Genomic DNA, 22,873 nt, shown 5'->3' on the forward strand with positions numbered 1-22,873 from the left:
CATGCTGGCCGGACTTTCGATCAGGAATGTGGTTCTGATCGAACAGCTCTCGCTTGGCTTTGCCGAAGGCCTGTCGGCGCTGACCGGTGAGACCGGGGCCGGCAAGTCGATCCTGCTCGACGCGCTCGGCCTCGCCCTCGGCGGCCGCAGCGATTCCGGGCTGGTGCGGCACGGCGCCGAGACCGCGACCGTCAGCGCCGAGTTCCTGCTGCCCGACGGCCATCCGGTCAAGGCGCTGTTGGCCGGGCAGGAGCTGCCGGTCGACGACGCGCTGGTGCTGCGCCGCAGCGTCGGCGCCGACGGGCGCAGCCGGGCCTTCGTCAACGACCAGCCGGTGTCGATCGGCCTGCTGCGCCAGATCGGCGCCGGGCTGGTCGAGGTGCACGGCCAGTTCGAGACCCAGGGGCTGCTCGATCCCAGGACCCATCGCGACGTGCTCGACGCCTATGCCGGTGCCGAAGCGCTGGCGGCCGCCTGTGCCAAGGCCTGGGATGCCTGGCGCGGCGCCCAGCGGCGGCAGGAGGAGGCGCTGGCCGAGGCCGAGCGGGCCCAGGCCGAGGAAGGCTTCCTGCGCCATTCGGTCGACGAGTTGGAGGCGCTGGCGCCGGAGCCGGGGGAGGAGGCGCAACTGGCCGAGCGCCGCGCCCTGCTGCAGCATCGCGAGAAGGTAATGGAGGGCGTCACCGCCGCGCTCTCCGAGCTGTCCGGCGACCGCGGCGCCGAGCGGGCGCTGGTGGCGGCGCAGCGGGCGCTGCAGCGCATCGCCGACCGCGCCGCCGGCCGCCTCGACCCGATCCTGGACCAGCTCGGGCGCGCCCTGGACGAGGCCGCCGAGGCCGTCACCGCGATCGAGCGCTTCTCCGCCGACATCGATCTCGACGCCGGCGAGCTGGAGCGGCTCGAGGACCGGCTCTACGCGCTGCGCTCCCTGGCCCGCAAGCACGGGGTCGAGACCGAGGCGCTGCCCGAGCTGCGCCGGCAATTCGCCGAGCGGCTGGCGCTGGTCGAGGACCGGGCGGCGGTGCTGGCGCGCCTGGCCGCGGCCGCCGCCGAAGCCCGCACCGCTTATGTCCAGGCCGGCGAGGCGCTGTCCAAGGCCCGCCGCAAAGCGGCGTCGAAGCTGGATGCGGGGGTGAAAGCCGAGTTGCCGCCCCTGAAGATGGAGCGCGCCCGTTTCGTCACCGATGTCGGTCGTCTGCCGGAGGCCGAGTGGGGCCCGGCCGGCCTCGACCGCGTCACCTTCCTGGTCGCGGCCAATCCCGGCAGCCCGCCGGGGCCGATCGGCAAGATCGCCTCGGGCGGCGAGCTCGCCCGCTTCATGCTGGCGATCAAGGTGGTGCTGGTGCATCAGCGCGGCACGCCCGGCACCCTGCCGTCGATGATCTTCGACGAGGTCGATGCCGGCATCGGCGGCGCCGTCGCCGACGCGGTGGGCGAAAGGCTGAAGCGGCTGGGCCAGCAGGTGCAGGTGCTGGTGGTGACCCACAGCCCGCAGGTGGCGGCCCGCGCCGACCATCACTGGCAGGTGCGCAAGGCCGATCGCGGCGGCGCCGTGGTCACCCAGGTGGCGGGATTGACGGCGGAGGAGCGGCGTGAGGAGATCGCGCGGATGCTGTCCGGGGCGAAGATCACGGCAGAGGCGCGCGCGGCGGCGGACAGCCTGCTGGGGAGGCGGGAATGAGCGACCAGGATCTGCGCGGCCGGCCGGTGGATGCGCTGACGCCGGAGGAGGCGGCGGCGGAGCTGGAAGCCCTGGCGGCGGAGATCGCCGGCCATGACGTCGCCTACCACCAGAACGACGCGCCGACAATCTCGGATGCGGACTACGACGCGTTGCGCCAGCGCAACGCCGAGCTGGAGGCGCTGTATCCCGAGCTGATCCGGCCGGACAGCCCGTCGGCCAAGGTCGGCGCGGTGCCGAGCAGCGGGTTCAAGAAGATCCGCCACGCCATCCCGATGCTGTCGCTCGGCAATTCCTTCACGCCGGAGGATGTGCACGACTTCCTCAGCTCGGTCCGCTCCTTCATCAAGGAACTGCGCGACGACCCGGAACGGCCGGTCGCGATCATGGCCGAGCCGAAGATCGACGGCCTGTCCTGCTCGCTGCGCTACGAGATGGGGCGCCTCGTCCAGGCCGCGACCCGCGGCGACGGCAGCGAGGGCGAGGACGTCACCGCCAACGTCAAGACCATCGACGACGTGCCGCAACGACTGAAGGGTGAGGCGCCGGATATCCTGGAGATCCGCGGCGAGGTCTATATGGACCGCAGCGACTTCGCCGCGCTGAACGCCCGCCGGGCCGAGGCGGGAGAGCCGATCTTCGCCAATCCGCGCAACGCCGCCGCCGGCAGCCTGCGCCAGCTCGACCCATCGATCACCAGATCGCGTCCGCTGCGTTTCTTCGGCTACACCTGGGGCGAGGTGTCGGCGCCGCTGGGCAAGACCATCGAGGAGATCCGCAAGCGCTTCGCCGGCTGGGGCTTCCGCCTGAACGAGCCGTCGCGGCTGTGCCGCAGCGCCGAGGATCTGCTGGCCTATTACGACGAGATCGCGGCGCTGCGGGCGGCGCTGCCCTTCGACATCGACGGCGTGGTCTACAAGGTCGACCGGCTGGACTGGCAGGAGCGGCTGGGCTTCGTCAGCCGGGCGCCGCGCTGGGCCACGGCGCATAAATTCCCGGCCGAGCAGGCGCAGACGGTCTTGAAGACGATTGACATCCAGGTCGGCCGCACCGGGTCGCTGACCCCGGTGGCGCGGCTGGAGTCGATCACCGTCGGCGGCGTCGTCGTCTCCAACGCCACGCTGCACAATGAGGACGAGATCCGGCGCAAGGACGTCCGCATCGGCGACACAGTGGTGGTGCAGCGCGCCGGCGACGTCATCCCGCAGATCGTCCGGGTGATCCTGGAGCGCCGCCCCGAGGGGGCGATTGAATACGTCTTTCCCGAGACCTGTCCGGAATGCGGCAGCCTGGCGGTGCGGGAGGAGGGCGGCGCGATCCGCCGCTGCACCGGCGGCCTGATCTGCCCGGCCCAGGCGGTGGAGCGGCTGCGCCATTTCGTATCGCGCAACGCCTTCGACATCGAGGGGCTGGGCGACAAGCACATCCGCGCCTTCCATGCCGACGGGCTGATCAAGACGCCGGGCGACATCTTCCGGCTGGAGGAGCAGGACAAGGCCAGCCTGACGCCGCTGCGCAACCGCGAGGGCTGGGGGCCGAAGAGCGCACAGAAGCTGTTCGAGGCGATCGAGGCCCGGCGGGCCATCCCGCTCGACCGCGCCATCTACGCCCTCGGCATCCGCCAGGTGGGCGAGGCGACGGCCAAGCTGCTGGCCCGGCACTATGGCAGCTTCGCGGCCTGGCGGGCCGGCATGGAGGCGGCGCAGGACCGCGACAGCGAGGCCTGGCGCGACCTCACCGCGATCGACCAGATCGGCCCGTCGGTGGCCGACGACCTGCTGGCCTTCTTCGCCGAGGAGCACAACCGGGCGGTGCTGGACGACCTGGAGGCGCAGCTGACGATCGAGGATTTCGTGCGCCGCCGCGCGACATCCAGCGCCGTGGCGGGCAAGACCGTGGTGTTCACCGGCACCTTGGAGACGATGACCCGGCCGGAGGCGAAGGCGCGGGCGGAATCGCTCGGCGCCAAGGTCGCCGGCTCGGTCTCGGGCAAGACCGACTATCTGGTGGTCGGCGCCGATGCCGGCTCCAAGGCCGCCAAGGCGCGAGAGCTCGGGGTCACCACCCTGACCGAGCAGGAATGGCTCGACCTGATCGGCGGGGCAGGGGAAGGCACGGCGCCGGACAAGAACGAGGCCTGAGGGGTATCCGCCTCAGGCCTCGCGAGTCACAGGCTTTTCCTAGACGTCTTCTGCTTGGTTCACAGCACGAAGTCGGCCGCGACGAGGGCGATGACGCCGGTGAGCCGGATGTGGAAATCCGAGCTGCCGTCGCCGTTGACGTCGCCGCCGATGACCGTGTTGCCGCCGGAGCTGGCGTAGATCAGCTGGCCGGCGACGCCGGTGTACGGGCCGGCACCGACGAAGGTGAAGGCCTGGTTGCCGGCGACGACGGTGTTGGCGTCGATCGTCGACAGGTCGATGCGGTCGACCTGGGCATGGCTGAAGTCGGTGATCAGGTCGGCATTGACCCCAACCACGCTGTCCGTGGTCGCCGAGTAGTAGAAGCGGTCGGCCCCGGCACCGCCGGTCAGCGTATCCGTGCCGCCCGCGCCGACGAGGACGTCGCTGCCGTTCCAGCCCTGCAGGGCGTTGGCGCCGGCATTCCCGGCCAGCCCGTCATTGGCCTGGCTGCCGGAGATGTTCTCCATCTCGAACAGGGTGTCGCCCTGCGCATCGCCGCCGGCACCCAGGCCGGTGGCGAGGCTGACCGAGATCGCGACCCCGCTGTCGAAGTAGCTGGCGGTGTCGACGCCGCCGCCGCCGATGAGCACGTCGGCCCCGGCCCCGCCGCGGACCACGTCGGTGCCGGCATAGCCGTGCAGCCGGTTGGCGCCGGCATTCCCGACCAGGGTGTCGTTGCCCTGGCTGCCGGAGAGGTTCTCGATTCCGGCCAGGGTGTCGCCCTGGGCTTCGCCGCCGGTACCGGTGTTGGTCACGAGGCTGACCGAGACCCCGACGAAGCTCTCATAGTAGCTGACGAGGTCGATGCCGGCGCCGCCATTGAGCACATCGGCCCCGGCCCCGCCACGAAGCACGTCGTCGCCGGCCTCACCCAGGAGGGTATCGTTGCCGCCTAGCCCCCATGCGGTGTCGTTTCCGGCGCCGAGGGTCAGGACGTTGTTTTCGCCGGAGCCGGTGATCTGGTCGTTCTCGTCGTTGCCGATGGCGTTCTCGACGCTCGACAGATGGATCTGGCCGCCGCCGGAGCTCAGGTTGTAGAAGAGGCCGTCCTGCAGGTTGATGTAGGCTGCGAAGGGCGTGAAGATCACGGTCGACACGTCCAGGGTGTCGGTCCCGGCGCCGCCGAAGAAGGCTTCGCCCAGACCACCCGTCCAGCCGGCCTCGACGTAGAAGCGGTCATTGCCCGCATCGCCGTAGACCTGGTCCCTGCCGGAACCGGCGGTCAGTGTATCGTTGCCGTCACCGCCCTGGATCAGGTCGTCGCCGTTGCCGCCGCTGATGACGTCGTTGCCCGCGCCACCCTCAATGCTGTCATTGCCACCGTTGCCGTAGAGGGAATTGGCTGCGGCATCGCCGATGATCGTATCGGCGAAGTTTGAGCCGCTGACGTTCTCGACCCCGGTGACGGTGTACGGCCCGGGATGAGGGGTCGTGAAGTTGTAGACGCCTCCGGCAAGGTTGACGTTCAACCCGAAGGAGGTAACGGCGCTGAAGTCGAGCAGGTCGACCCCCGTGCCGCCCGTGACATTGTCGGCGAACTGCCCGAGACGCACAACGAAGGTGTCGTTGCCGTCGCCGCCATTGACCGTGTCGACGTCGTAGCCGCCTTCGATCCAGTCATTCCCGGCGCCGCCGTTGATGACGTCGTTACCCCAATCGCCATACAGCGCATCGGCGCCGTCATTGCCGTTCAGCGTGTTGGCGATGACGTTGCCCGAGATGACGTCGTTGCCGCTGCCGCCATTGGCGTTCTCGATATAGGACCGGGCATCTCCGTTGAACAGCAGGGCATTGAAGATGTTGCCGCGGGCATAGCCGCTGTTCGGCCCGCCGCCGAGATAGGCGAGCTGGGTCGAGGAGAAGACGGAATGGCTGCCGGGCGTCAGATTGACGTTCAGGTTGCTGGTGTAGTTCGACAGGTCGTAGGTGTCGACGCCGCCGCCGTCCCAGATCGTCGCGAAGATGCGGTTGCCGCCCGGAGCGATGGCGACGCCGCCGTTGACGAAGGTCGTGCCGGTGGTCGGGCTCCAGCTGTAGACCGTATTGGTGCTGTTGGTGGAGAAGTCCGCGCCATACATGTATTGCAGGGCGGCAATATCCAGCATCATGAAGGTCTGGGGCGCACCCCAGGTCTCGTAATTGTAGCCGCTGGTGTCGTCGCCGATGAAGGTGCGGTACGTCATCACCGAGTATTCGAGCGAATCGACATTGGCCGGCAGGGCGCCGTAGACGTTGGTCTCCTGGCCGTGCTTCAGGCCCAGCGCGTGGCCGATCTCATGGATCACGGTGTGCCAGTCGTAATTGCCGGCCGTCGGCAGGTCGCCACTGGGACCGAAGAAGGCGTCGCCGCCATAGACCTGGTTGGCCGGGTAGTAGGCGTAGGCCGTGCCGGGGTTGCTGGTGTTGGCCAAGCGGATCGTGCCGGCCCCCGACCCGGCGCCTGCATAGGTGATGCTGAGATTGGTGAACCCCTCGACGGCGAAGCCGTAGGAGCCGGAGGGCTGCGTATAGATGGAAGCGTTGAGCGCGAAATGGACGGCGATCATCTGCTGCGCCGTCATCTGAGCGAAATTGCTGAACGCCTCCGGATGGCCGGCCTGGTAGTCGCTGACCGCATCCGGATCGCTGTAGGTGATGGAGCCGTCTGACCAGCGGACGCCGCTCAGAAGCCCGTCGATGTTCTGGTTGCCGGACGCGGCCACGCCCGCGGTGGTGTCACCCGAGCCGTTCTCCTCCGGCTTCGGCGCGCCGGTCGCGGCACCGGAGGTGTGAGTGGGAACCGCGAAGCCGTCGGACCGGTCGCCGATCGCCGCGCGAACGGCGACAGCGAGGGCGCCACCATTGGCCAGGACCGCGTCCAGGCGGGACGCATCGGCGAATGTATTGTGGTACAGCAGGTCGTTCGACAGTTTCCGCATCGACGACCATGCCACCGGATCGGCGAGGAGATCGCCGTCGGACGACAAGGCATCGTATTCAAGGATATTTGACGATTTCATACCGGGTCTCCCCTACATGGTGAAGATCCGCAACCTGTGAGTGAAGATCCGCAACTTCTTTTTTGATTGTTATTGATTGAAGGCACGATCGTTCAGGGTCCGAACGCGTCGTTCGCTCGCGCATTCCGGCCAAGATTGAGCATGTCTGGAGATTGTGTCGCGAAGATGTTGCAATCCCGCCCTGGTGCGTAGATTACCCCCCGCTGCCGGTCCTACTGCATCGTAAGACGTCCCAAGACAAACAGTGTTTTCCTACTTCGCTGATTATACATAAAATTATTCATAACGTCAATTGCGGGCAAGAAGTCGATTGGATTCGGAAATTGTATGAGTAAATCGATGCGTCGGCCTAGCCGATGATGATTTAATTCCTGAAGTCCAATGTTCGAATGAATCCACGGATTCGCCATATTTCTGGAAGAAAATGGCAGCTGCCGCCCCGCCGGTCTTGCGCCGTCCCCAGCATCTCTGCGCGTCCGCGAAGGAACCGAGACCGATGAACGCCCAGAACTGGCCTTCGATTTGCTTTGCACTGTCCGTGTTGTTCGTGGCGTTGCCCTGGTCAGCGCAGGGGGGCGCCGCTCTCCGGGACGGCGATGCCGCGCAGCTCCGGGAGGAGGGAATACTGATTGTCCAGGCCGGCATGGCGCGGCCGCCGGACGACGCGGCGGTGCTCGCCCAGGAGTTCCGCGGGGCGGTCGACGACGGCTCGAACGCGGCGCTGATCCGCTTCATCGCGCGGCATCCGGAGACGGCCCTGGCGGACGAGGCGTGGCGCCGGCTGCAGCAGCGGCCTAGCCCGGACGCGCGCCCCCTGGCCAACGACCCGGACGCCGCGGTCTATGCCGCCTTCGACGCCGCCCGCCGCACCGGCACCGCCGAGGCCTGGCGCGACTTCGCCCGGACCTATGCCAGCCACCCGCTCGCCGCCGAGGCGACCCGGCTCGCCTCGCCGTAGCGGTCAGAGGTCCTTCTCGGCGAGCTCGCGGAACGCGTCGGGGACGGATCGGGACGACCCCAGCACGACCGAGCCGTATCCGACCGCCTGCCACCCGAACCGCTCGCGGATCGCATCGATCGCCCGGTCGGCCTGGCCGCGCGCCATGCCTGTGCGGGTGCCGGGCCGGCGCCGCTCGTCGGCGAGCCCGAGCGGCAGCTCCAGCTGCAGCTGCGGCCGGTCCTCGAGATGCGACACCGAGATCGCCAGCAGCGAGATCGTCTTCTCTCCGGGATGCTGCGCCAGGACGCCGCGCACCAGCTCCTCGGCGATCTCGGCCAGGATCGTGGTTGCCGAGACCGGCGCGTCGAGCGTCACGCCGCGGGTGACCGAGCGCAGATCGGCGAAGCGGACGCGGACCGTCACCGTCCGGCCGGGCCGGGACTTGGCCCGCAGCCGGGTGGCGACCCGGTCCGCCAGATGGCGCAGCGCCGGCACGAACACCCGCTCCTCGGCCGGCTTACGGCCTAGCGCGGATTGTGCCCCGGCCGAATGCGACCGCCGCCGCGTCTCGATCGCCCGCGGATCGCGGTTCCAGGCCAGCGCCGACAGCTTCTCGCCGGCGGCGCGGCCCAGCAGCCGCTCCAGCGACCATCCCGGCATCTCCACCAGCTGGCCGATGGTACGCACGCCGGCCTCCGCCAGCCGCGCCTTGCTGACCGGGCCGACGCCCCACATCAGCTCGACCGGCAGGTCGTGCAGGAACGCCGGCTCGGCCTCGGGGTCGACGACGACCAGCCCGTCCGGCTTGGCCACCTGCGAGGCGATCTTGGCCAGGTGTTTGGTGCGGGCCACGCCGACCGAGATCGGCAGGCCCAGCTCCGCCCGCACCCGCCGCCGGATCGTCCGGGCGATCTCGTCCGGCGGGCCGAACAGATGGGTGCAGCCGGCGACGTCGGCGAAGGCCTCGTCGATCGAGATCCGCTCGACCAGCGGCGTGAAGTCGCCGAGCACAGCGATGGCGGCATCGCCCAGCCGCTGATACTCCTTGAAATGCCCGCTGACGAAGATCAGCCCCGGGCACAGCGCGCGCGCCCGGCGGCCGGGCATGCCGCCGCGCACGCCGAAAGCCTTGGCCTCGTAGGAGGCGGCCAGCACCACCCCGCCGCCGACCGCGATTGGCCTGCCGCGCAGCGCCGGGTCCAGCAGCTGCTCGACCGACGCGTAGAAGGCGTCCAGATCCGCATGGAGGATGGTGGCTGTCGTGTCGGTCCCAACCGTCACCTGTCGGCTCCGCGGCAGCTGATGGGAACAAATAGAGAACTTATCGATCGGAATGTCAAGCCGCCGGCATCACGATCGGCACCCAACCCCTTGCATTCCCGCGGAAATGGCGCACCATTCTCGGATGTAGCCAAGGAGGAGGGCTGCGATGGGAAACGCTCATCTGGAGAAGTGGCGGTCCCTGGTCGACGAGTTCCGGCAGAAAGCCGGCGAGCTCGAGCGGGAGGAGCGCGAGGCCTGTCTCGCCTGCACCGCGGCCGACCGGGCCAAGGTCGCCGAGGCACAGCATTTCATGGAAAGCAGCGGCATCGGCGAGGCGCTGTGCGCGCTGGTCTGGGACGTCCGCCGCTTCGCCGCCTGGTCATGCCATGGCAAGCCGGTCCCGCCGGACTTTACCGAGCTCGCCATGGTCGCCGACCGTATGAAGGACTTCGCCGTCGACTTCGCCTATCGGGGGCGGCGCTACGGCATCACCTTCAAGGAGCGGTCGCTCCATCCCGACCCGCGCGGCGACAGCCACGGCGAGGCCCATCTGTCGTCGGCCGGCGAGATTGTGTTCGGCGTGTCGATGGTGAACCGGGCGGGCGCCGCCTATGACGACTGGCACCCGACGGCGGTCGAGGCCTTCCGCCCGGGCGGCTGGATCGCCGACCTGCTCGAGATGCACCGTGAGCACCGGCGCGCCAAGGCGGCAACGGAGGCAAGGATCCGGGACCAGGTCACCAGCCGCCGCGCCGCGATGATCTCGCTGGAGTGAGGCCGGCGCCATTCCCCTCGCCCTCCCGGCCCAAGCGGGCCAGGCCCCTCCCTCTCCCCGGGGAGAGGGGAATACCAGCTGCGGCCCCGACACCTCTCCTTGGGGAGAGGTCCAAATCGCGCAGCGATTTCGGGTGAGGGGGGCTGGCCCGTCCGCTGTATCGAACGCGCTCGGGCGAGCGCTCGGACTGCTATCGCCCCCGTAGCACCGCGGCCAGGTCGACCGGCCCGGCTTCGGCCGGGGCCAGGTCGAGGTCCTGCTCGATATGGGTCAGATGGGCCAGCATGGCGGCGCCGGCGCGGTCGGCGTCGTGCCGGGCCAGGGCCTGCAGGATGGCTTCATGCTCGGTGTTGCCGCAGGCTGAGACGCCGCTGCGGCCATAGAGAGCGATGACCAGCGAGGCGCGCGACACCAGCTCGCGCAGGAACCGCTCCATCACCCGCTGCCGGGCGATCTCGGCGATGCCGAGATGGAACAGGCCGGACAGCTGGATGGCGCGCGGCCGGTCGCCCCGGCGCAGCGCCTCCGCTTCGTCGGCCAGGTGCCGCTGCAGCCGCGCGATGTCGTCCGGCACGGTGCACTCGGCGGCGCGGCGCGCGATCGCGGCCTCCAGCGTGCGCCGGGCCTCGAACACCTCGCGCGCCTCCTCCACCGTCGGCGCCGCGACGAAGGCGCCGCGGTTCTTCTCGATCACCACCATATGCTGATGCGCCAGCGCCTGCAGGGCGGAGCGGACGATGGTGCGGCTGACCCCGAACGCGGTGCCGATCTCGTCCTCCGACAGCTTGGTGCGCGGCGGCAACCGGTGCTCGACGATCGCATCCAGGATCGAGCGGTAGATCGCCGCCGACCGCGCACCGCGGTCGGGGATGTCGCGGGTTCCGGCCAAGGTGCCGACGGTCTCGATCGTGTCCATTCTTCCGCTCCGGCGCGGCGCGGCCGCGACTCGTCCGGCCCACCATCCCATGGGGATCGGCAGGGCTCAAGATTGTATTCTTGTCCGATCAGGATTGTGCACAATCCTAGGGTCTTGCGTATGCAGTTGCCCAAAGCGTAGGCGGTTACCGGTGCGCGACGTGTGTTTGCGTGGCGGAATCGAGGCGTTGGTCGCTTGGCACGCCGCTTGCTCCTTTGCTGTCCCGAAAGGGAGAGCGGCATGCGCGGCGCAGATCTCGAGCTGGTGAAGGTGACCAAGCGCTATGGCGGCACCGTCGCCGTGGACGGCATCGACCTGAGGATTCCGGCCGGCACCTATTGCTGCCTGCTCGGTCCCTCCGGCTGCGGCAAGACCTCGACCCTGCGCATGGTCGCGGGGCATGAGGCGGTGTCGGACGGCGACATCATCCTCGGCGCCGCCAACGTCACCGACCGGCCGCCGGCCCGGCGCGGCACGGCGATGATGTTCCAGTCCTACGCCCTGTTCCCGCATCTCTCGGTCGCCGACAACGTCGCCTTCAGCCTGAAGATGCGTGGCGTGGCGAAGGCCGAGCGCCGGGCCAAGGCGGCGGAGCTCCTGGCCCTGGTGGCGATGGAGGCCTATGGCGAAAGGCTGCCGGCGCAGCTGTCGGGCGGACAGCAGCAGCGCGTGGCCCTGGCCCGGGCCTTGATCACCCAGCCGCAGATCCTGCTGCTGGACGAGCCGCTCTCGGCCCTCGACCCCTTCCTGCGGATCAAGATGCGAGCCGAGCTGAAGCGGCTGCAGCTGGAGCTCGGTATCAGCTTCATCCACGTCACTCACAGCCAGGAGGAGGCGATGGCCCTGGCCGACCTCGCCGTGGTGATGAAGGGCGGCCGGATCGAGCAGGCCGGCCCGCCGCGGGACCTGTTCGCCCAGCCGGCCACCGAATTCGTCGCCCGCTTCATCGGCGGCCACAATGTCGTGACCCTCGGCGGCCGCCTGGCGACGCTGCGCGCCGACCGGCTGCGGCTGAACAAGATCAATGGTGCCGGCGTGCCGGACGGGGCGGTCGAGGCGATGGTGCAGGGTGTCGAATACCAGGGCGCCACCGTCCATGTCGCCTTCGCCTGCGCGCTGGCGCCGGACATGCTGGCCTGGCTGCCCGAGGCCGCCTTCTTCGCCGACCCGGTGGCGCCGGGCGACCGCATCGCCGTCGCCTGGGCCGACCAGGACATCCACCCCCTTCTCCCCGATGCCGCGGGGCGCGGCGACCATCGCCCCCAACCCTAAGGAGGCTCCACCATGGCGGATACTAAGGATACCAAGCGCGGCCTCTCCCGCCGCACCCTGCTGAAGACCACGGCCGCGACGGCCGGCGCACTGGTCGGCAGCCGCGCCATCACCGGCTTCCCGGCGATCATCGCGGCCGAGCCGGTGACGCTGCGCTATCTCGGCACCGCGGTGAACCAGAGCGCCGACATCGCCAGGAAGGCGAAGGAGGATCTCGGCATCATCATCGAATACGTGCCGGTGACCACCGACGAGGTGACCAAGCGCATCGTCACCCAGCCGAACTCCTTCGATCTCGTGGACAGCGAATATTTCTCGCTGAAGAAGCTGCTGCCCTCCGGTAACCTGCAGGGCATGGACGCCAAGCGGATCAAATATGTCGACCAGATCTCGACCGTCTTCACCAAGGGCGAGTTGAACGGCAAGAAGATCGGCGACCAGGGCACCGCGCCGAAGAAGGTGTTCTATCTGCCCGAGAAGAACGGCAAGACCTTCGCCACCGAGCCGACCGAGTGGATCACCCTGATCCCGACCACCTACAACGCCGACACGCTCGGCATCCGGCCCGATTTGATCGGCCGGCCGATCGAGAGCTGGAAGGAACTGCTGAACCCCGAATTCAAGGGCAAGGCCTCGATCCTGAACATCCCGTCGATCGGCATCATGGACGCGGCGATGGTCGTGGAATCGGCCGGCCTCCACACCTATGCCGACAAGGGCAACATGACGAAGGAGGAGATCGACCTGACCATGAAGGTGCTGACCGAGGCCAAGCAGGCCGGCCAGTTCCGCGCCTTCTGGCAGGATTTCAACGAGAGCGTCAACCTGATGGCCTCGGGCGAGACGGTGATCCAGTCGATGTGGTCGCCGGCCGTGACCAAGGTCCGCTCGATGGGCATCGCCTGCACCTTCCAGCCACTGAAGGAAGGCTACCGCGCCTGGGCCTCCGGCTTCGGGCTGCCGAAGACCCTGAAGGACAAGAAGCTCGACGCCGCCTACGAGTTCGTCAACTGGTTCCTGTCCGGCTGGGCCGGCGCCTATCTCAACCGCCAGGGCTACTACTCGGCGGTGCTGGAGACCGCCAAGGCCAATATGGAGCCCTATGAATGGGCTTATTGGATGGAGGGCAAGCCGGCCGCCCAGGACATCAAGGCGCCGGACGGCACGGTCATGGAGAAGGCCGGCGCGGTGCGCGACGGCGGCTCCTACGACGCGCGCATGGGCGGCGTCGCCTGCTGGAACGCGGTGATGGACGAAAACGACTACATGGTCCGCAAGTGGAACGCCTTCATCGCCGCCTAGCATGATCGCCCGCGCAGGTCGGGCTCGGAACCCGACCTGCGCCGCTGAAGGATGTCGACCATGACGGCCATCTCCGCGGAAGACGCACCCATCCGCACCGCCGCGGCGCCCCGGGCCGAACCCTCCGGCCGCTTCACGGCGTTCCTGCAGGCGGCGCCGATGATGCTGGTGTTCCTGCTATTCTTCGTGCTGCCGCTGGCGGTCACGGTGGTGGTCAGCTTCTGGGACTACACCGAATACTCGATCGTGCCGGACTTCACATTCCGCAACTATGTCGAGGCCTTCGATGGCTGCCTGACCGCGCTGCCGGAGCTGTGCACCACCTTCAAGACCTATCTCTCGACCCTGAAGATCGGGGCGATGGTCTGGGCCATCACCCTCGGCCTCGGCTTCACCATCGCCTATTTCCTGGTGTTCCATGTGCGGACCACGGCGATGCAGATCGTGCTGTGCCTGCTTTGCACCATCCCGTTCTGGACCTCGAACGTGATCCGGATGATCTCCTGGATCCCGCTGCTCGGCCGCAACGGGCTGGTCAACCAGGGGCTGCTCGGCCTCGGCGTGATCGACCGGCCGATCGACGGGCTGCTCTATTCCGAATTCTCGGTGGTGCTGGCCTTCGTCCATCTGTTCACCGTGTTCATGATCGTGCCGATCCTGAACTCGATGCTGCGCATCGACCGGTCGCTGATCGAGGCCGCGGCCGACGCCGGCGCCAGCGGCTGGCAGATCCTGTGGAACGTGATCGTGCCGCTGTGCAAGCCGGGCATCGTCATCGGCTCGATCTTCGTCGTCACCATCGTGATGGGCGACTTCGTCACCGTCGGCGTCATGGGCGGACAGCAGATCGCCTCGGTCGGCAAGGTGATCCAGGTCCAGCTCAGCTACCTGCAGTTCCCGGCCGCGGCGGCCAATGCCGTGATCCTGCTGGCCGTGGTGATCATGATCATCGTCGCCCTGACCCGGCTGGTCGACATCCGGAAGGAGCTGTGATGCGCGAGGGGCGCCCTCTCTCTTTCTACGTCCTCGCGGCCGTCTTCACCCTGTTCGTGCTGTTCCTGTACGGCCCGACGCTGACCATCTTCGTGCTGTCCTTCCAGGGCCCTCAGGGCGGGCTGACCTTCCCGATGAACGGCGTCTCGACCTTCTGGTTCGAGAAGCTGTGGGCCGGGATGGGCGTGGTCGAGATCGGCGCCGCCTTCTGGCGCTCGCTCAAGCTCGGCCTCGTGGTCATGGGGCTGACCATGGCCTTCTCGGTGATGGCGGGCCTGGCCTTCCGCCGGCGCTTCCCGGGCCAGTCGGCGCTGTTCTACACCGCCATCGCCAGCCTGATCATGCCGTCGATCGTGGTCTCGCTCGGCATCGCGCTGGAATTCCGCCTGCTCGACGAAGCGATCAAAGCCTTGGGCGAAAGCTGGGACATCGCCTGGATCAATGACGAGTTCACCACCACCATGGGCCTGTTCCGCTCCGGCCTCGGCGCGCATCTGACCTGGACCATGCCGTTCGGCCTGCTGATCATGTTCGCGGTCTTCAACCGCTTCGACCGCCGCTACGAGGAGGCCGCGCGCGACCTCGGCGCCTCGGCCTGGCAGAGCTTCCGCCATGTCGTGCTGCCGATCATCGGCGCCAGCGTGGTCGGGGTCGGGCTGTTCGGCTTCACCTTGTCATGGGACGAGATCGCCCGGTCGTCGCAGGCGATCGGCGAGCAGAACACCCTGCCGCTGGAGCTGCAGGGCCTGACCACCACGGTGACGACGCCGGAGATCTACGCTCTCGGCACGGTGACCACGGCGGTGTCGCTGGCTGTGGTGCTGACCGCGCTCGGCCTGATGGCGCTGCTGCGCCGCCGCCGCACCCGCCACGGCACCGACGCCGGGAAGGGGCTGGTGTGAAGATGGATGAAGTGATGACGGTTTCCCTTTTTCTGTCATGCCCGGGCTTGACCCGGGCATCCAGGGCGGCAAGAGCCGCTCTCGGTGGCGCCTGGATTGCCGGGTCAAGCCCGGCAATGACAGCAAGGGGAACAGCCATGCCTCGGGCGGCCTGACCGACATGGAGATCCTCGTCGTCAACCCGAACACCACGGCCGGCATGACCGCCAAGATCGGGGCCGCCGCCGCGGCCGCCGCGGCGGCGGGCACCCGCGTCACCGCGGTGAACCCGGAGACGGGCCCGGCCTCGATCGAGGGCTGGGTCGACGGCGCGCTGGCGGTTCCGGGCCTGCTGCAGGAGATCGCCCGGGGCGAGGCGTGCGGCGTCGCCGGCCACGTCATCGCCTGCTTCGACGACACCGGGCTGGACGCCGCCCGCAGCCTCGCGACAGCGCCGGTGGTCGGCATCGGCGAGGCCGGCTTCCATGTCGCCTCGCTGCTGGCCGGTCGGTTCTCGGTGGTGACGACGCTGACGCGTTCGATCCCGGTGATCGAGGCGAACCTGCAGCGCTATGGCTTGGCCGCCCGCTGCGCCCGAGTGCGGGCGGCGGAGATCCCGGTCCTCGACCTGGAGAGCCCTGGCTCGGATGCCGAAGAGCGGATCTCGGCCGAGATCGCGGCGGCGCTGGAGAGCGACCGGGCCGAGGCGATCGTGCTCGGCTGCGCCGGCATGGCCGACCTGGCCGCGCGGCTCTCGGCGCGGCACGGCGTGCCGGTGGTCGACGGCGTCGCCGCCGCGGTCACTCTGGTCGAAGCCCTGGCCAGGCTCGGCCTGCGCACCGCCAAGACCGGCGGCTACGCCCCGCCGCGGCCGAAGCCCTATGCGGGTGGCTTCGCGCCGGTCACGTCGGGAAACACCTCGATCACGTAGCGGCTCAGCTTGTGGCGCTTGGGCAGGTGATACCAGCGGCCCGAAATATTAACTCGTTATGGCGAGCCCCGAAGGGGCGTGGCCATCCAGCGGTACCGACCTACTGGATGGCCACGTCGCTACGCTCCTCGCCATGACGGAGGAGGGATCGAAGAGTCGATCTCAAAGACCACCGGTATAGGGTTTACCTCGCATGCTTGACCCGCATCCGAGCCACAAACACCTCGCTATCAAACGCCTGCGGCTTGCCTGATTCCTCGCCTGCGACCAGCGCATCCTGTTGCGCCTTCACTCTCGCTTCATGGTCTTCCAGCAGGCGCAGCCCGGCGTGGACAACGTCGCTGGCCGAGCGGTACCGCCCGCCCTGCACCTGTGCATCGATGAAGTCGGCGAAGTGATCGTCGAGCGGAATCGTTGTATTGCGCGCCACCTAAAGCTCCTCGGACGCGGGCGGCCAGCATAACCATAAACAGTTTCTGAGCCGATATCAGGGCCTCGAAATCCGCAGATGGGCGAACTGCGCCTCATAGCCGGCATCCTTCGGGCTGCAGGCGTAGAGACCGGCCAGGACCGGGCCGGCGCCGTCATCGGCATGCAGCCGGGCGATGCGCAGCTGAACCCAGCGATCCTCGCCCTCCGGCGCCGCCTCGATGATGTAGTCGGCGCCGGTGCGGCGGATGCGGAAGCCGGTGGCGCTGCCCGGCCGGGTCGGCACGTCCTGGGTCGACCAGTCGGACCAGCCGCCATTGGTGACCACGGCGCCGAGCCGGCTGTGCGCCGCCGTCTCGAACTCGACCGAGGTCTTGATCCAGCTGTCCGGCGACTGGCGCACGATCAGCCCGGCTTGGTCGTACTGGTGCACGGGGCTGCCGCGCACCGCCGTCTCCATCACGAAGTCGCCGGCGACCGGCAGCGCCAGCACATGGCCGTTGTCGACCCGGAAGCCGTAATGGGTGCCCTGCCAGAAATCGGTCCCGGCGGCGGTGCGCAGCCGCAGGCCCTCCGGCCCGATCGACCAGTCCCGCGGCGGGTTGGTCCAGGCCAGCCGCGGGTCGAGGGCAGGGGACAGGAAGGTCTCGTCCAGGATCTTCATCGCGTCTCTCCCCGTGTCTGCCGCCATCAGACGCGAGCCCGGCCGGCCGGGCAAGACCATCGTCCCGCGAGCTGAGGTCGGATCGATGCTCGTCGCGCATCGATCGATGCCGTCTTGGACCTGGAGTCGGATCGGTGTCCTCCGTACCGTCCACATAAGCCCGCCGGAAGACGGTCGGAACCGCGACGATTCATCAGGGGGAGGACCAACCATGATCACCAGACGCAGCGCGCTCGCACTCGCCGCCGGCCTTGCCATGCTCGGGACCGCCGGCTCGGCGTCCGCGCAAAATTTCGAACGCACCGTCCGCATCATCGTCCCCTACGCGCCGGGCGGCACCTCCGACACGCTGGCGCGCATCATCGCGCCGCAGCTCTCCGAAGCCATCGGCCAGACCGTGGTGGTCGAGAACAAGCCGGGCGCCGCCGGCAACATCGGCGCGGACGCCGTGGCCAAGGCCGACCCGGACGCGCACACCCTGCTGCTGGCGGATGTTGGCTCGATCGCCACCGCGCCGGGTCTGTTCAGCGACCTGTCCTATGATCCTCTGAAGGATCTGGCGCCGGTCGGGATGATCATGTTCGTGCCCTATGTGCTGGCGGTGAACAAGGACCTGCCGGTCAACACGGCGGCCGAGCTGGTCGACTACGCCAAAGCCAATCCGGGCAAGCTGGCGGTGGCCAATTCCGGCATCGGCGGGGTCAACCACATCACCGCCGTCGCCATGGCCAAGGATCTCGGCATCCAGTGGAAGACCGTGCCGTATCGCGGCGGCTCCGCGGCGACCCAGGCCGTGGTGTCGGGCGAGAGCAAGGTCATCATCAACGGCGCCACCGCGACCTTGCCCTTCGTCGCCAACGGCCAGCTCCGCGGCATCGCGGTGACCGGGAAGGACCGGATCGCCAGCGCGCCGGACATCCCGACCTTCGCCGAGGCCAAGCTGCCCTCCGCCGATGTCGGGTCGTGGCAGGGGCTGCTGACCACCGCCGGCTCGCCGCCGGCCCTGGTCGACAAGCTGAACACGGCGCTCGGCGAGATCCTCAAGCAGCCGGAGGTGGCGGAGCGGATCGCCCAGCAGGGCGGCCGCATCGTCGCCGGCCCGCCGGCGGATCTCGGCTCCTGGCTCGCCACCAACACCGAGGCCTGGGGCAAGGTGATCGCCGACGCCGGCATCAAGGGCGAGTGACGGGGTGACGCGCATCAACTGGCCGGACCTGCTGTTCGGCCTCTTCCTCTGCCTGGTGGCGGCCATCGTCCTGGTCGCCACCCGCAAGCTCAGCTTCGGCAGCCCGGCCGATATGGGGCCGGGCTTCATGCCGCGGGTGCTGTCGATCGGCGCCGCCGGTTTCGGCCTGGTCTTCGCCCTGCGCAGCTTGGCGATCGGCAGCGAAGGCATCGAGATCCCCAAGCTGCGGCCGATCCTCGGCGTCCTCGCCGCAGTCGCCGTCTTCGCCCTGCTCGCCGCCAAGGCCGGGCTGGCGGTCGCCGCCTTCGCCACGGTGGTCGTCGCCGGCCTCGCCAGCCGGGAGACGCGGCTGCGCGAGACCGTCGTCTTCGCCATCGGGCTCAGCGCCGCCGCGGTGATCCTGTTCGTGCTGCTGCTGGACCTGCCGGTGCCGGTCTGGCCGCGATTCTAGGCCGTATGTCAGGGACCCCATGGACCTGTTCGACAACCTGCTCCTCGGCCTGACCACGGCGCTGCAGTGGCAGAACCTGCTGTACTGTCTGTTCGGCGTGCTGATCGGCACGGCGATCGGTGTGCTGCCCGGCATCGGGCCGATCCCGACCGTGGCGCTGCTGCTGCCCTTCACCTTCGGGCTCGACCCGGCCTCGGCCTTCATCATGCTCGCTGGCATCTTCTACGGCGCGCAGTATGGCGGCTCGACCACCGCGATCCTGGTCAACGTGCCGGGAGAAACCTCGTCGGTCGTCACCTGCCTCGACGGCCACCAGATGGCGCGCCAGGGCAAGGCCGGCCTGGCGCTGGCCATCGCCGCCATCTCCTCCTTCTTCGCCGGCACGGTGGCGACGGTGGTAATCGCGCTGCTGGCCCTGCCGCTCGCCGCCCTGGCGCTGCAGTTCACCGCGGTCGAGTATTTCAGCCTGCTGGTGCTCGGCCTGATCGCGGCGGTGATCCTGGCGCATGGTTCGGTGGCCAAGGCGCTGGCCATGGTGGTGGTCGGGCTGCTGCTCGGCATCGTCGGCATCGACGTCTCCTCCGGCGCCTCGCGACTGACCTTCGGCATCCCGGAGCTGGGTGACGGGCTCGACTTCGTGCCGATCGCCATGGGCCTGTTCGGCCTCGGCGAGATCATGGCCAATCTCGACCGGCCGCGGCCGCGCCAACTGGTCAGCAGCAGGGTGCGCGATCTGATGCCCCGCTGGGCCGATCTGCGCCAGGCCTTCCCGGCCATGGTGCGCGGCACCGCCATCGGCTCCTTCCTCGGCGTGCTGCCGGGGGGCGGGGCGGCGCTGCCGCCCTTCACCGCCTACGCCATGGAGAAGAAGCTGGCGCGCGACCCCAGCCGCTTCGGCAAGGGCGCGATCGAGGGCGTGGCCGGGCCGGAGGCGGCGAACAATGCCGGGGCGCAGACCAGCTTCATCCCGCTGCTGACGCTCGGCATCCCGTCCAACGCCCTGATGGCGCTGATGATCGGGGCGCTGATGATGCACGGCATCCAGCCCGGGCCGCAGATCATGACCGAGCAGCCGCAACTGGTCTGGGGCGTGGTCGCCAGCATGTGGGTCGGCAACCTGATGCTGCTGGTCATCAACCTACCGATGATCGGGATCTGGATCTCGATGCTGAAGATCCCCTACCGGCTGATGTTCCCGGCCATCGTGCTGTTCTGCTGCATCGGCACCTACGGCATCGCCAACAGCATGTTCAATGTCTGGCTGATGCTGGGCTTCGCGCTGGTCGGCTATTTCTTCGTCAAGGTGAAGGCCGAGCCGGCGCCGCTGCTGCTGGGCCTGGTGCTGGGGCCGCAGCTGGAGGAGAACTTCCGCCGCGCCATGCTGCTGTCCGACGGCGACTTCACCGTGTTCCTGACCCATCCGATCAGCGCGGTGCTGCTGGCCGTCGTGGCGATCCTGCTGCTGGCGATGCTGGTGCCGGCGATCACGCGCAAGCGCGAGCAGGCGCTGGCGGAATAGCCTTCCCCTCGGCGGTCCGGGGCGGCATCGTGGCCGTCCCGCTCTCCGCCGCAGGGTCCGCATGCGCCTCGCCGTCCTCGCCGACATCCACGGCAACCTCCCGGCCCTCGAGGCCGTGCTGGCCGATCTCGGCCGCCGCGGCGCCGACGCCATCGTCCATCTCGGCGACTGCGTCTCCGGCCCGCTCTGGCCGCGCGAGACGCTGGACCTGCTGATGGCCAAGGACTGGCCGACCGTGCGCGGCAACCACGACCGCTGGGTCTGGGAGAACCGGGACGAGCCGTCGACCACCTCCGACGGCTATGCCCGGCACGCGCTCGACGCCGCCGGCCGCGCCTGGCTCGGCGCCCTGCCGGTGCGGCTGGAGTTGCCGGAAGGCATCACCGCCTTCCACGCCCGGCCGGAGGACGACAACGCCTATCTGCTGGAGGATATCGAGGCAGGCCGGCTGGTGCGGGCCCGGGCCGACGCCATCGCCGCCAGGCTCGATGGCGTCTCCGGCCCGGTCGTGCTGTGCGGCCACAGCCACCTGCCGTGGCTGCTGCGCCTGCCGGACGGGCGCTGGATCCTCAACCCCGGCAGCATCGGCGCCCCGGCCTATGACGACCCGACGCCGCCGGCCCATGTCTCCGAATCGGGATCGCCCGCCGCCCGCTACGCGATGCTGCAGCTGGACGCCGACAAGGTCGTGGCCGAGCTGATCGCCATCCCCTACGACCACGACCGCGCGGTCCGAAGGGCGGCGGAGAACGGCCGTCCCGACTGGGCGCATCAGCTGGCGACCGGCTTCTCCCGCCCGCCCGGCTCGTGATCTCGCGACGGCGCTGTTGCGTTGCCTCTCCCGCTTGGTTGGACCTTTCAAATGCTGAGGCCCCATTCCTTTTAGTCCCCCTCCCCTTGTGAGGGGACTGCGCGCGTCCGCGCGCGAATGCGCAAAGGACAGGCTTCGCCGTCGGGACCGGATCGCCAGAGTCCGGGCCGGCTCTGGGCTTCGAAAACCCCCCTTCCCCTATCCCCCTCCCGCGAGGGGAGGGGGAACCATTTTGTTTTCGGCGATGTCGTTACGAGCCTACTGACGCCGTCGATCGTGCTATCCCGGCAATAATGCTGTCCTGATCAAGGTTGTGGAGCCGGGTGCCCATGTCGCGTGCAAATGTCGTGTCGTTCCGCCGGGCGGCGCCGTGGTGGACCGCGTCGGCGGCCGGCCGGCTGGAGATCGACGGCGGCGTGCCCCTCCGGGGCGAGATCGCCGTCGCCGGTGCCAAGAACGCGGCGCTGCCGCTGATGGTCTGCGCCGCCCTGACCGACGAGCGGCTGACCCTGCGCAACCTGCCGCGCATCCTCGACGTCGCCATCCTGGCCGGGATCCTGGCCGAGCTCGGCGTCGAGGTGTCGTGGGACGAGAGCGGCCCGGCCCTGTCCGGCACCATGGGCGGCGCCGGCTTCGGCAGCGGCCGGGTCGATTCGGCGCTGGTCTCCCGCATGCGCGCCTCCTTCCTGATCGCGGGCGCGGCGCTGGCCCGGCTGGGCCGGATCGCCCTGCCGCTGCCGGGCGGCGACGCCATCGGCCTCAGGCCGGTCGACTTCCATCTCGCCGGCTTCCGCCAGATGGGGGCGACCGCCGAGATCGAGGGCGGCGAGGTGGTGCTGAGCGCGCCCGGCGGCCTGCGCGGCGCCGCCATCGTGCTGCCCTTTCCCTCGGTCGGCGCCACCCAGAACCTGATGCTGGCGGCGACTCTGGCGAAGGGCGAGACCAGCATCACCAACGCCGCGCGGGAGCCGGAGGTCAGTGACCTCGCCCGCTGCCTCGCGGCGATGGGCGCGCGCATCGATGGCATCGGCACCGACACGCTGCACATCACCGGCGTCGACCGGCTGCACGGCGCCACCTATCACGTGCTGCCGGACCGGATCGAGCTCGGCACCCTGGTCTGCGCCGCCGCGGCCACCGGCGGCGAGCTGCGCCTGGCCGGGGCCTCGACCGAGCTGCTCAGCGCCGCTTTGCCAGTGTTCGAGGATGCGGGAATCGAGATCGAATCGGCCGGTGGCGTGATCACCGCCCGGCGCAGCGCCGGCGGGCTGGTGGGCGTGGACATCATGACCCAGCCCTACCCCGGCTTCGCCACCGACCTGCAGCCCCAGGCCATGGCGCTCTTGTCCTGCGCCGAGGGCGCGGCGATGGTCACCGAAACCCTGTTCGAGAACCGGTTCCGCCATGTGCCGGAGCTGCAGCGCATGGGCGCCAACATCCGGGTGGTGCGCAACCACGCCGTGATCCGCGGCGTGCCGGCGCTGCACGGGGCGGAGGTGACGGCGACCGACATCCGCGCCGGCGCCGGCCTGTTGATCGCGGCGCTCGGCGCCCGGGGCACCAGCACGCTGCACGGGGTCGAGCATGTCGACCGCGGGTACGACAACCTGGTCGAGCGGCTGCGCCGCTGCGGTGCCCGGATCCGGCGGGTCGACATGGCGTAGCGGGAACGCCCGT

Annotated in this window: 19 protein-coding genes; 14 read left to right on the forward strand and 5 right to left on the reverse strand. The window is 69.1% G+C overall.

Features of this window, described 5'->3' with window-relative positions; genetic code table 11:
* Position 1: 1 nt before the first annotated feature.
* Complete coding sequence (gene recN / locus QFZ27_RS14300) at positions 2 to 1,681, forward strand: DNA repair protein RecN (protein ID WP_429227061.1); 1,680 nt, start codon at positions 2 to 4, stop codon at positions 1,679 to 1,681.
* Positions 1,678 to 3,822, forward strand: a complete 2,145-nt coding sequence (gene ligA, locus QFZ27_RS14305) for an NAD-dependent DNA ligase LigA (RefSeq protein WP_429227062.1) — start codon at positions 1,678 to 1,680, stop codon at positions 3,820 to 3,822. The genes recN and ligA overlap by 4 nt, the downstream gene beginning before the upstream one ends.
* A gap of 59 nt (positions 3,823 to 3,881) precedes the next feature.
* Here ligA and QFZ27_RS14310 read toward each other — a convergent pair whose 3' ends face one another.
* Positions 3,882 to 6,863, reverse strand: coding sequence for a M10 family metallopeptidase C-terminal domain-containing protein (locus tag QFZ27_RS14310; protein ID WP_429227063.1), 2,982 nt, complete (start codon positions 6,861 to 6,863; stop codon positions 3,882 to 3,884).
* 643 nt (positions 6,864 to 7,506) lie between these two features.
* On the opposite strand from QFZ27_RS14310, the gene QFZ27_RS14315 reads away from it, so the two are divergent.
* Positions 7,507 to 7,821 (forward strand): hypothetical protein, encoded by a 315-nt coding sequence (locus QFZ27_RS14315; protein WP_429227064.1) that lies wholly within the window; start codon positions 7,507 to 7,509, stop codon positions 7,819 to 7,821.
* A 3-nt stretch (positions 7,822 to 7,824) separates the two neighbouring features.
* On the opposite strand, the gene dinB is transcribed toward QFZ27_RS14315, so the two are convergent.
* A complete protein-coding gene (dinB, locus tag QFZ27_RS14320; protein ID WP_429227065.1) occupies positions 7,825 to 9,084 on the reverse strand; it encodes a DNA polymerase IV in 1,260 nt (419 codons plus the stop codon).
* Positions 9,085 to 9,232: 148 nt separating this feature from the next.
* Here dinB and QFZ27_RS14325 point away from each other — a divergent pair, with 148 nt between their 5' ends.
* Complete coding sequence (locus tag QFZ27_RS14325) at positions 9,233 to 9,841, forward strand: hypothetical protein (protein WP_429227066.1); 609 nt, start codon at positions 9,233 to 9,235, stop codon at positions 9,839 to 9,841.
* Between the two features lie 190 nt (positions 9,842 to 10,031).
* Here QFZ27_RS14325 and QFZ27_RS14330 read toward each other — a convergent pair whose 3' ends face one another.
* The gene (locus tag QFZ27_RS14330) at positions 10,032 to 10,757 is read right to left on the reverse strand and encodes a GntR family transcriptional regulator (protein WP_429227067.1); all 726 of its coding nucleotides are present in this window, start codon (positions 10,755 to 10,757) and stop codon (positions 10,032 to 10,034) included.
* A gap of 240 nt (positions 10,758 to 10,997) precedes the next feature.
* Here QFZ27_RS14330 and QFZ27_RS14335 point away from each other — a divergent pair, with 240 nt between their 5' ends.
* The 5 genes from QFZ27_RS14335 to QFZ27_RS14355 are packed head-to-tail and all read left to right on the forward strand — an operon-like array spanning position 10,998 to position 16,136.
* Complete coding sequence (locus QFZ27_RS14335; protein WP_429227068.1) at positions 10,998 to 12,029, forward strand: ABC transporter ATP-binding protein; 1,032 nt, start codon at positions 10,998 to 11,000, stop codon at positions 12,027 to 12,029.
* 12 nt (positions 12,030 to 12,041) lie between these two features.
* Entirely contained in the window at positions 12,042 to 13,331 is a 1,290-nt protein-coding gene (locus QFZ27_RS14340) for an ABC transporter substrate-binding protein (RefSeq protein ID WP_429227069.1), read from the forward strand.
* Between the two features lie 60 nt (positions 13,332 to 13,391).
* The gene (locus tag QFZ27_RS14345; protein ID WP_429227070.1) at positions 13,392 to 14,324 is read left to right on the forward strand and encodes an ABC transporter permease; all 933 of its coding nucleotides are present in this window, start codon (positions 13,392 to 13,394) and stop codon (positions 14,322 to 14,324) included.
* The gene (locus QFZ27_RS14350; protein ID WP_429227071.1) at positions 14,324 to 15,226 is read left to right on the forward strand and encodes an ABC transporter permease; all 903 of its coding nucleotides are present in this window, start codon (positions 14,324 to 14,326) and stop codon (positions 15,224 to 15,226) included. The genes QFZ27_RS14345 and QFZ27_RS14350 overlap by 1 nt, the downstream gene beginning before the upstream one ends.
* A 37-nt stretch (positions 15,227 to 15,263) precedes the next feature.
* On the forward strand, positions 15,264 to 16,136 hold the full coding sequence (locus QFZ27_RS14355) for an aspartate/glutamate racemase family protein (protein ID WP_429227072.1): 873 nt from the start codon (positions 15,264 to 15,266) through the stop codon (positions 16,134 to 16,136).
* 184 nt (positions 16,137 to 16,320) lie between these two features.
* On the opposite strand, the gene QFZ27_RS14360 is transcribed toward QFZ27_RS14355, so the two are convergent.
* Both QFZ27_RS14360 and QFZ27_RS14365 read right to left on the reverse strand, forming a co-directional pair.
* Positions 16,321 to 16,566: a type II toxin-antitoxin system ParD family antitoxin gene (locus QFZ27_RS14360; protein WP_429227073.1), complete on the reverse strand. Its 246-nt coding sequence runs from the start codon at positions 16,564 to 16,566 to the stop codon at positions 16,321 to 16,323.
* Between the two features lie 57 nt (positions 16,567 to 16,623).
* Positions 16,624 to 17,229: a DUF1349 domain-containing protein gene (locus tag QFZ27_RS14365; protein WP_429227074.1), complete on the reverse strand. Its 606-nt coding sequence runs from the start codon at positions 17,227 to 17,229 to the stop codon at positions 16,624 to 16,626.
* A 211-nt stretch (positions 17,230 to 17,440) separates the two neighbouring features.
* On the opposite strand from QFZ27_RS14365, the gene QFZ27_RS14370 reads away from it, so the two are divergent.
* The 5 genes from QFZ27_RS14370 to murA all read left to right on the forward strand — a co-directional run bounded on the left by QFZ27_RS14370 (position 17,441) and on the right by murA (position 22,860).
* Positions 17,441 to 18,415, forward strand: coding sequence for a Bug family tripartite tricarboxylate transporter substrate binding protein (locus QFZ27_RS14370; protein WP_429227075.1), 975 nt, complete (start codon positions 17,441 to 17,443; stop codon positions 18,413 to 18,415).
* Positions 18,416 to 18,419: 4 nt separating this feature from the next.
* The gene (locus QFZ27_RS14375; protein WP_429227076.1) at positions 18,420 to 18,866 is read left to right on the forward strand and encodes a tripartite tricarboxylate transporter TctB family protein; all 447 of its coding nucleotides are present in this window, start codon (positions 18,420 to 18,422) and stop codon (positions 18,864 to 18,866) included.
* Between the two features lie 19 nt (positions 18,867 to 18,885).
* Positions 18,886 to 20,385, forward strand: coding sequence for a tripartite tricarboxylate transporter permease (locus QFZ27_RS14380; protein ID WP_429227077.1), 1,500 nt, complete (start codon positions 18,886 to 18,888; stop codon positions 20,383 to 20,385).
* 61 nt (positions 20,386 to 20,446) lie between these two features.
* Positions 20,447 to 21,196 carry a metallophosphoesterase family protein gene (locus QFZ27_RS14385; protein WP_429227078.1) on the forward strand — a complete coding sequence of 250 codons (750 nt, stop codon included), beginning with the start codon at positions 20,447 to 20,449 and terminating at the stop codon, positions 21,194 to 21,196.
* Between the two features lie 329 nt (positions 21,197 to 21,525).
* Complete coding sequence (gene murA, locus QFZ27_RS14390; protein ID WP_429227079.1) at positions 21,526 to 22,860, forward strand: UDP-N-acetylglucosamine 1-carboxyvinyltransferase; 1,335 nt, start codon at positions 21,526 to 21,528, stop codon at positions 22,858 to 22,860.
* Positions 22,861 to 22,873: the final 13 nt, after the last annotated feature.

This window comes from Inquilinus ginsengisoli, from assembly GCF_050434925.1.
GTDB lineage: Bacteria > Pseudomonadota > Alphaproteobacteria > DSM-16000 > Inquilinaceae > Inquilinus > Inquilinus ginsengisoli_B.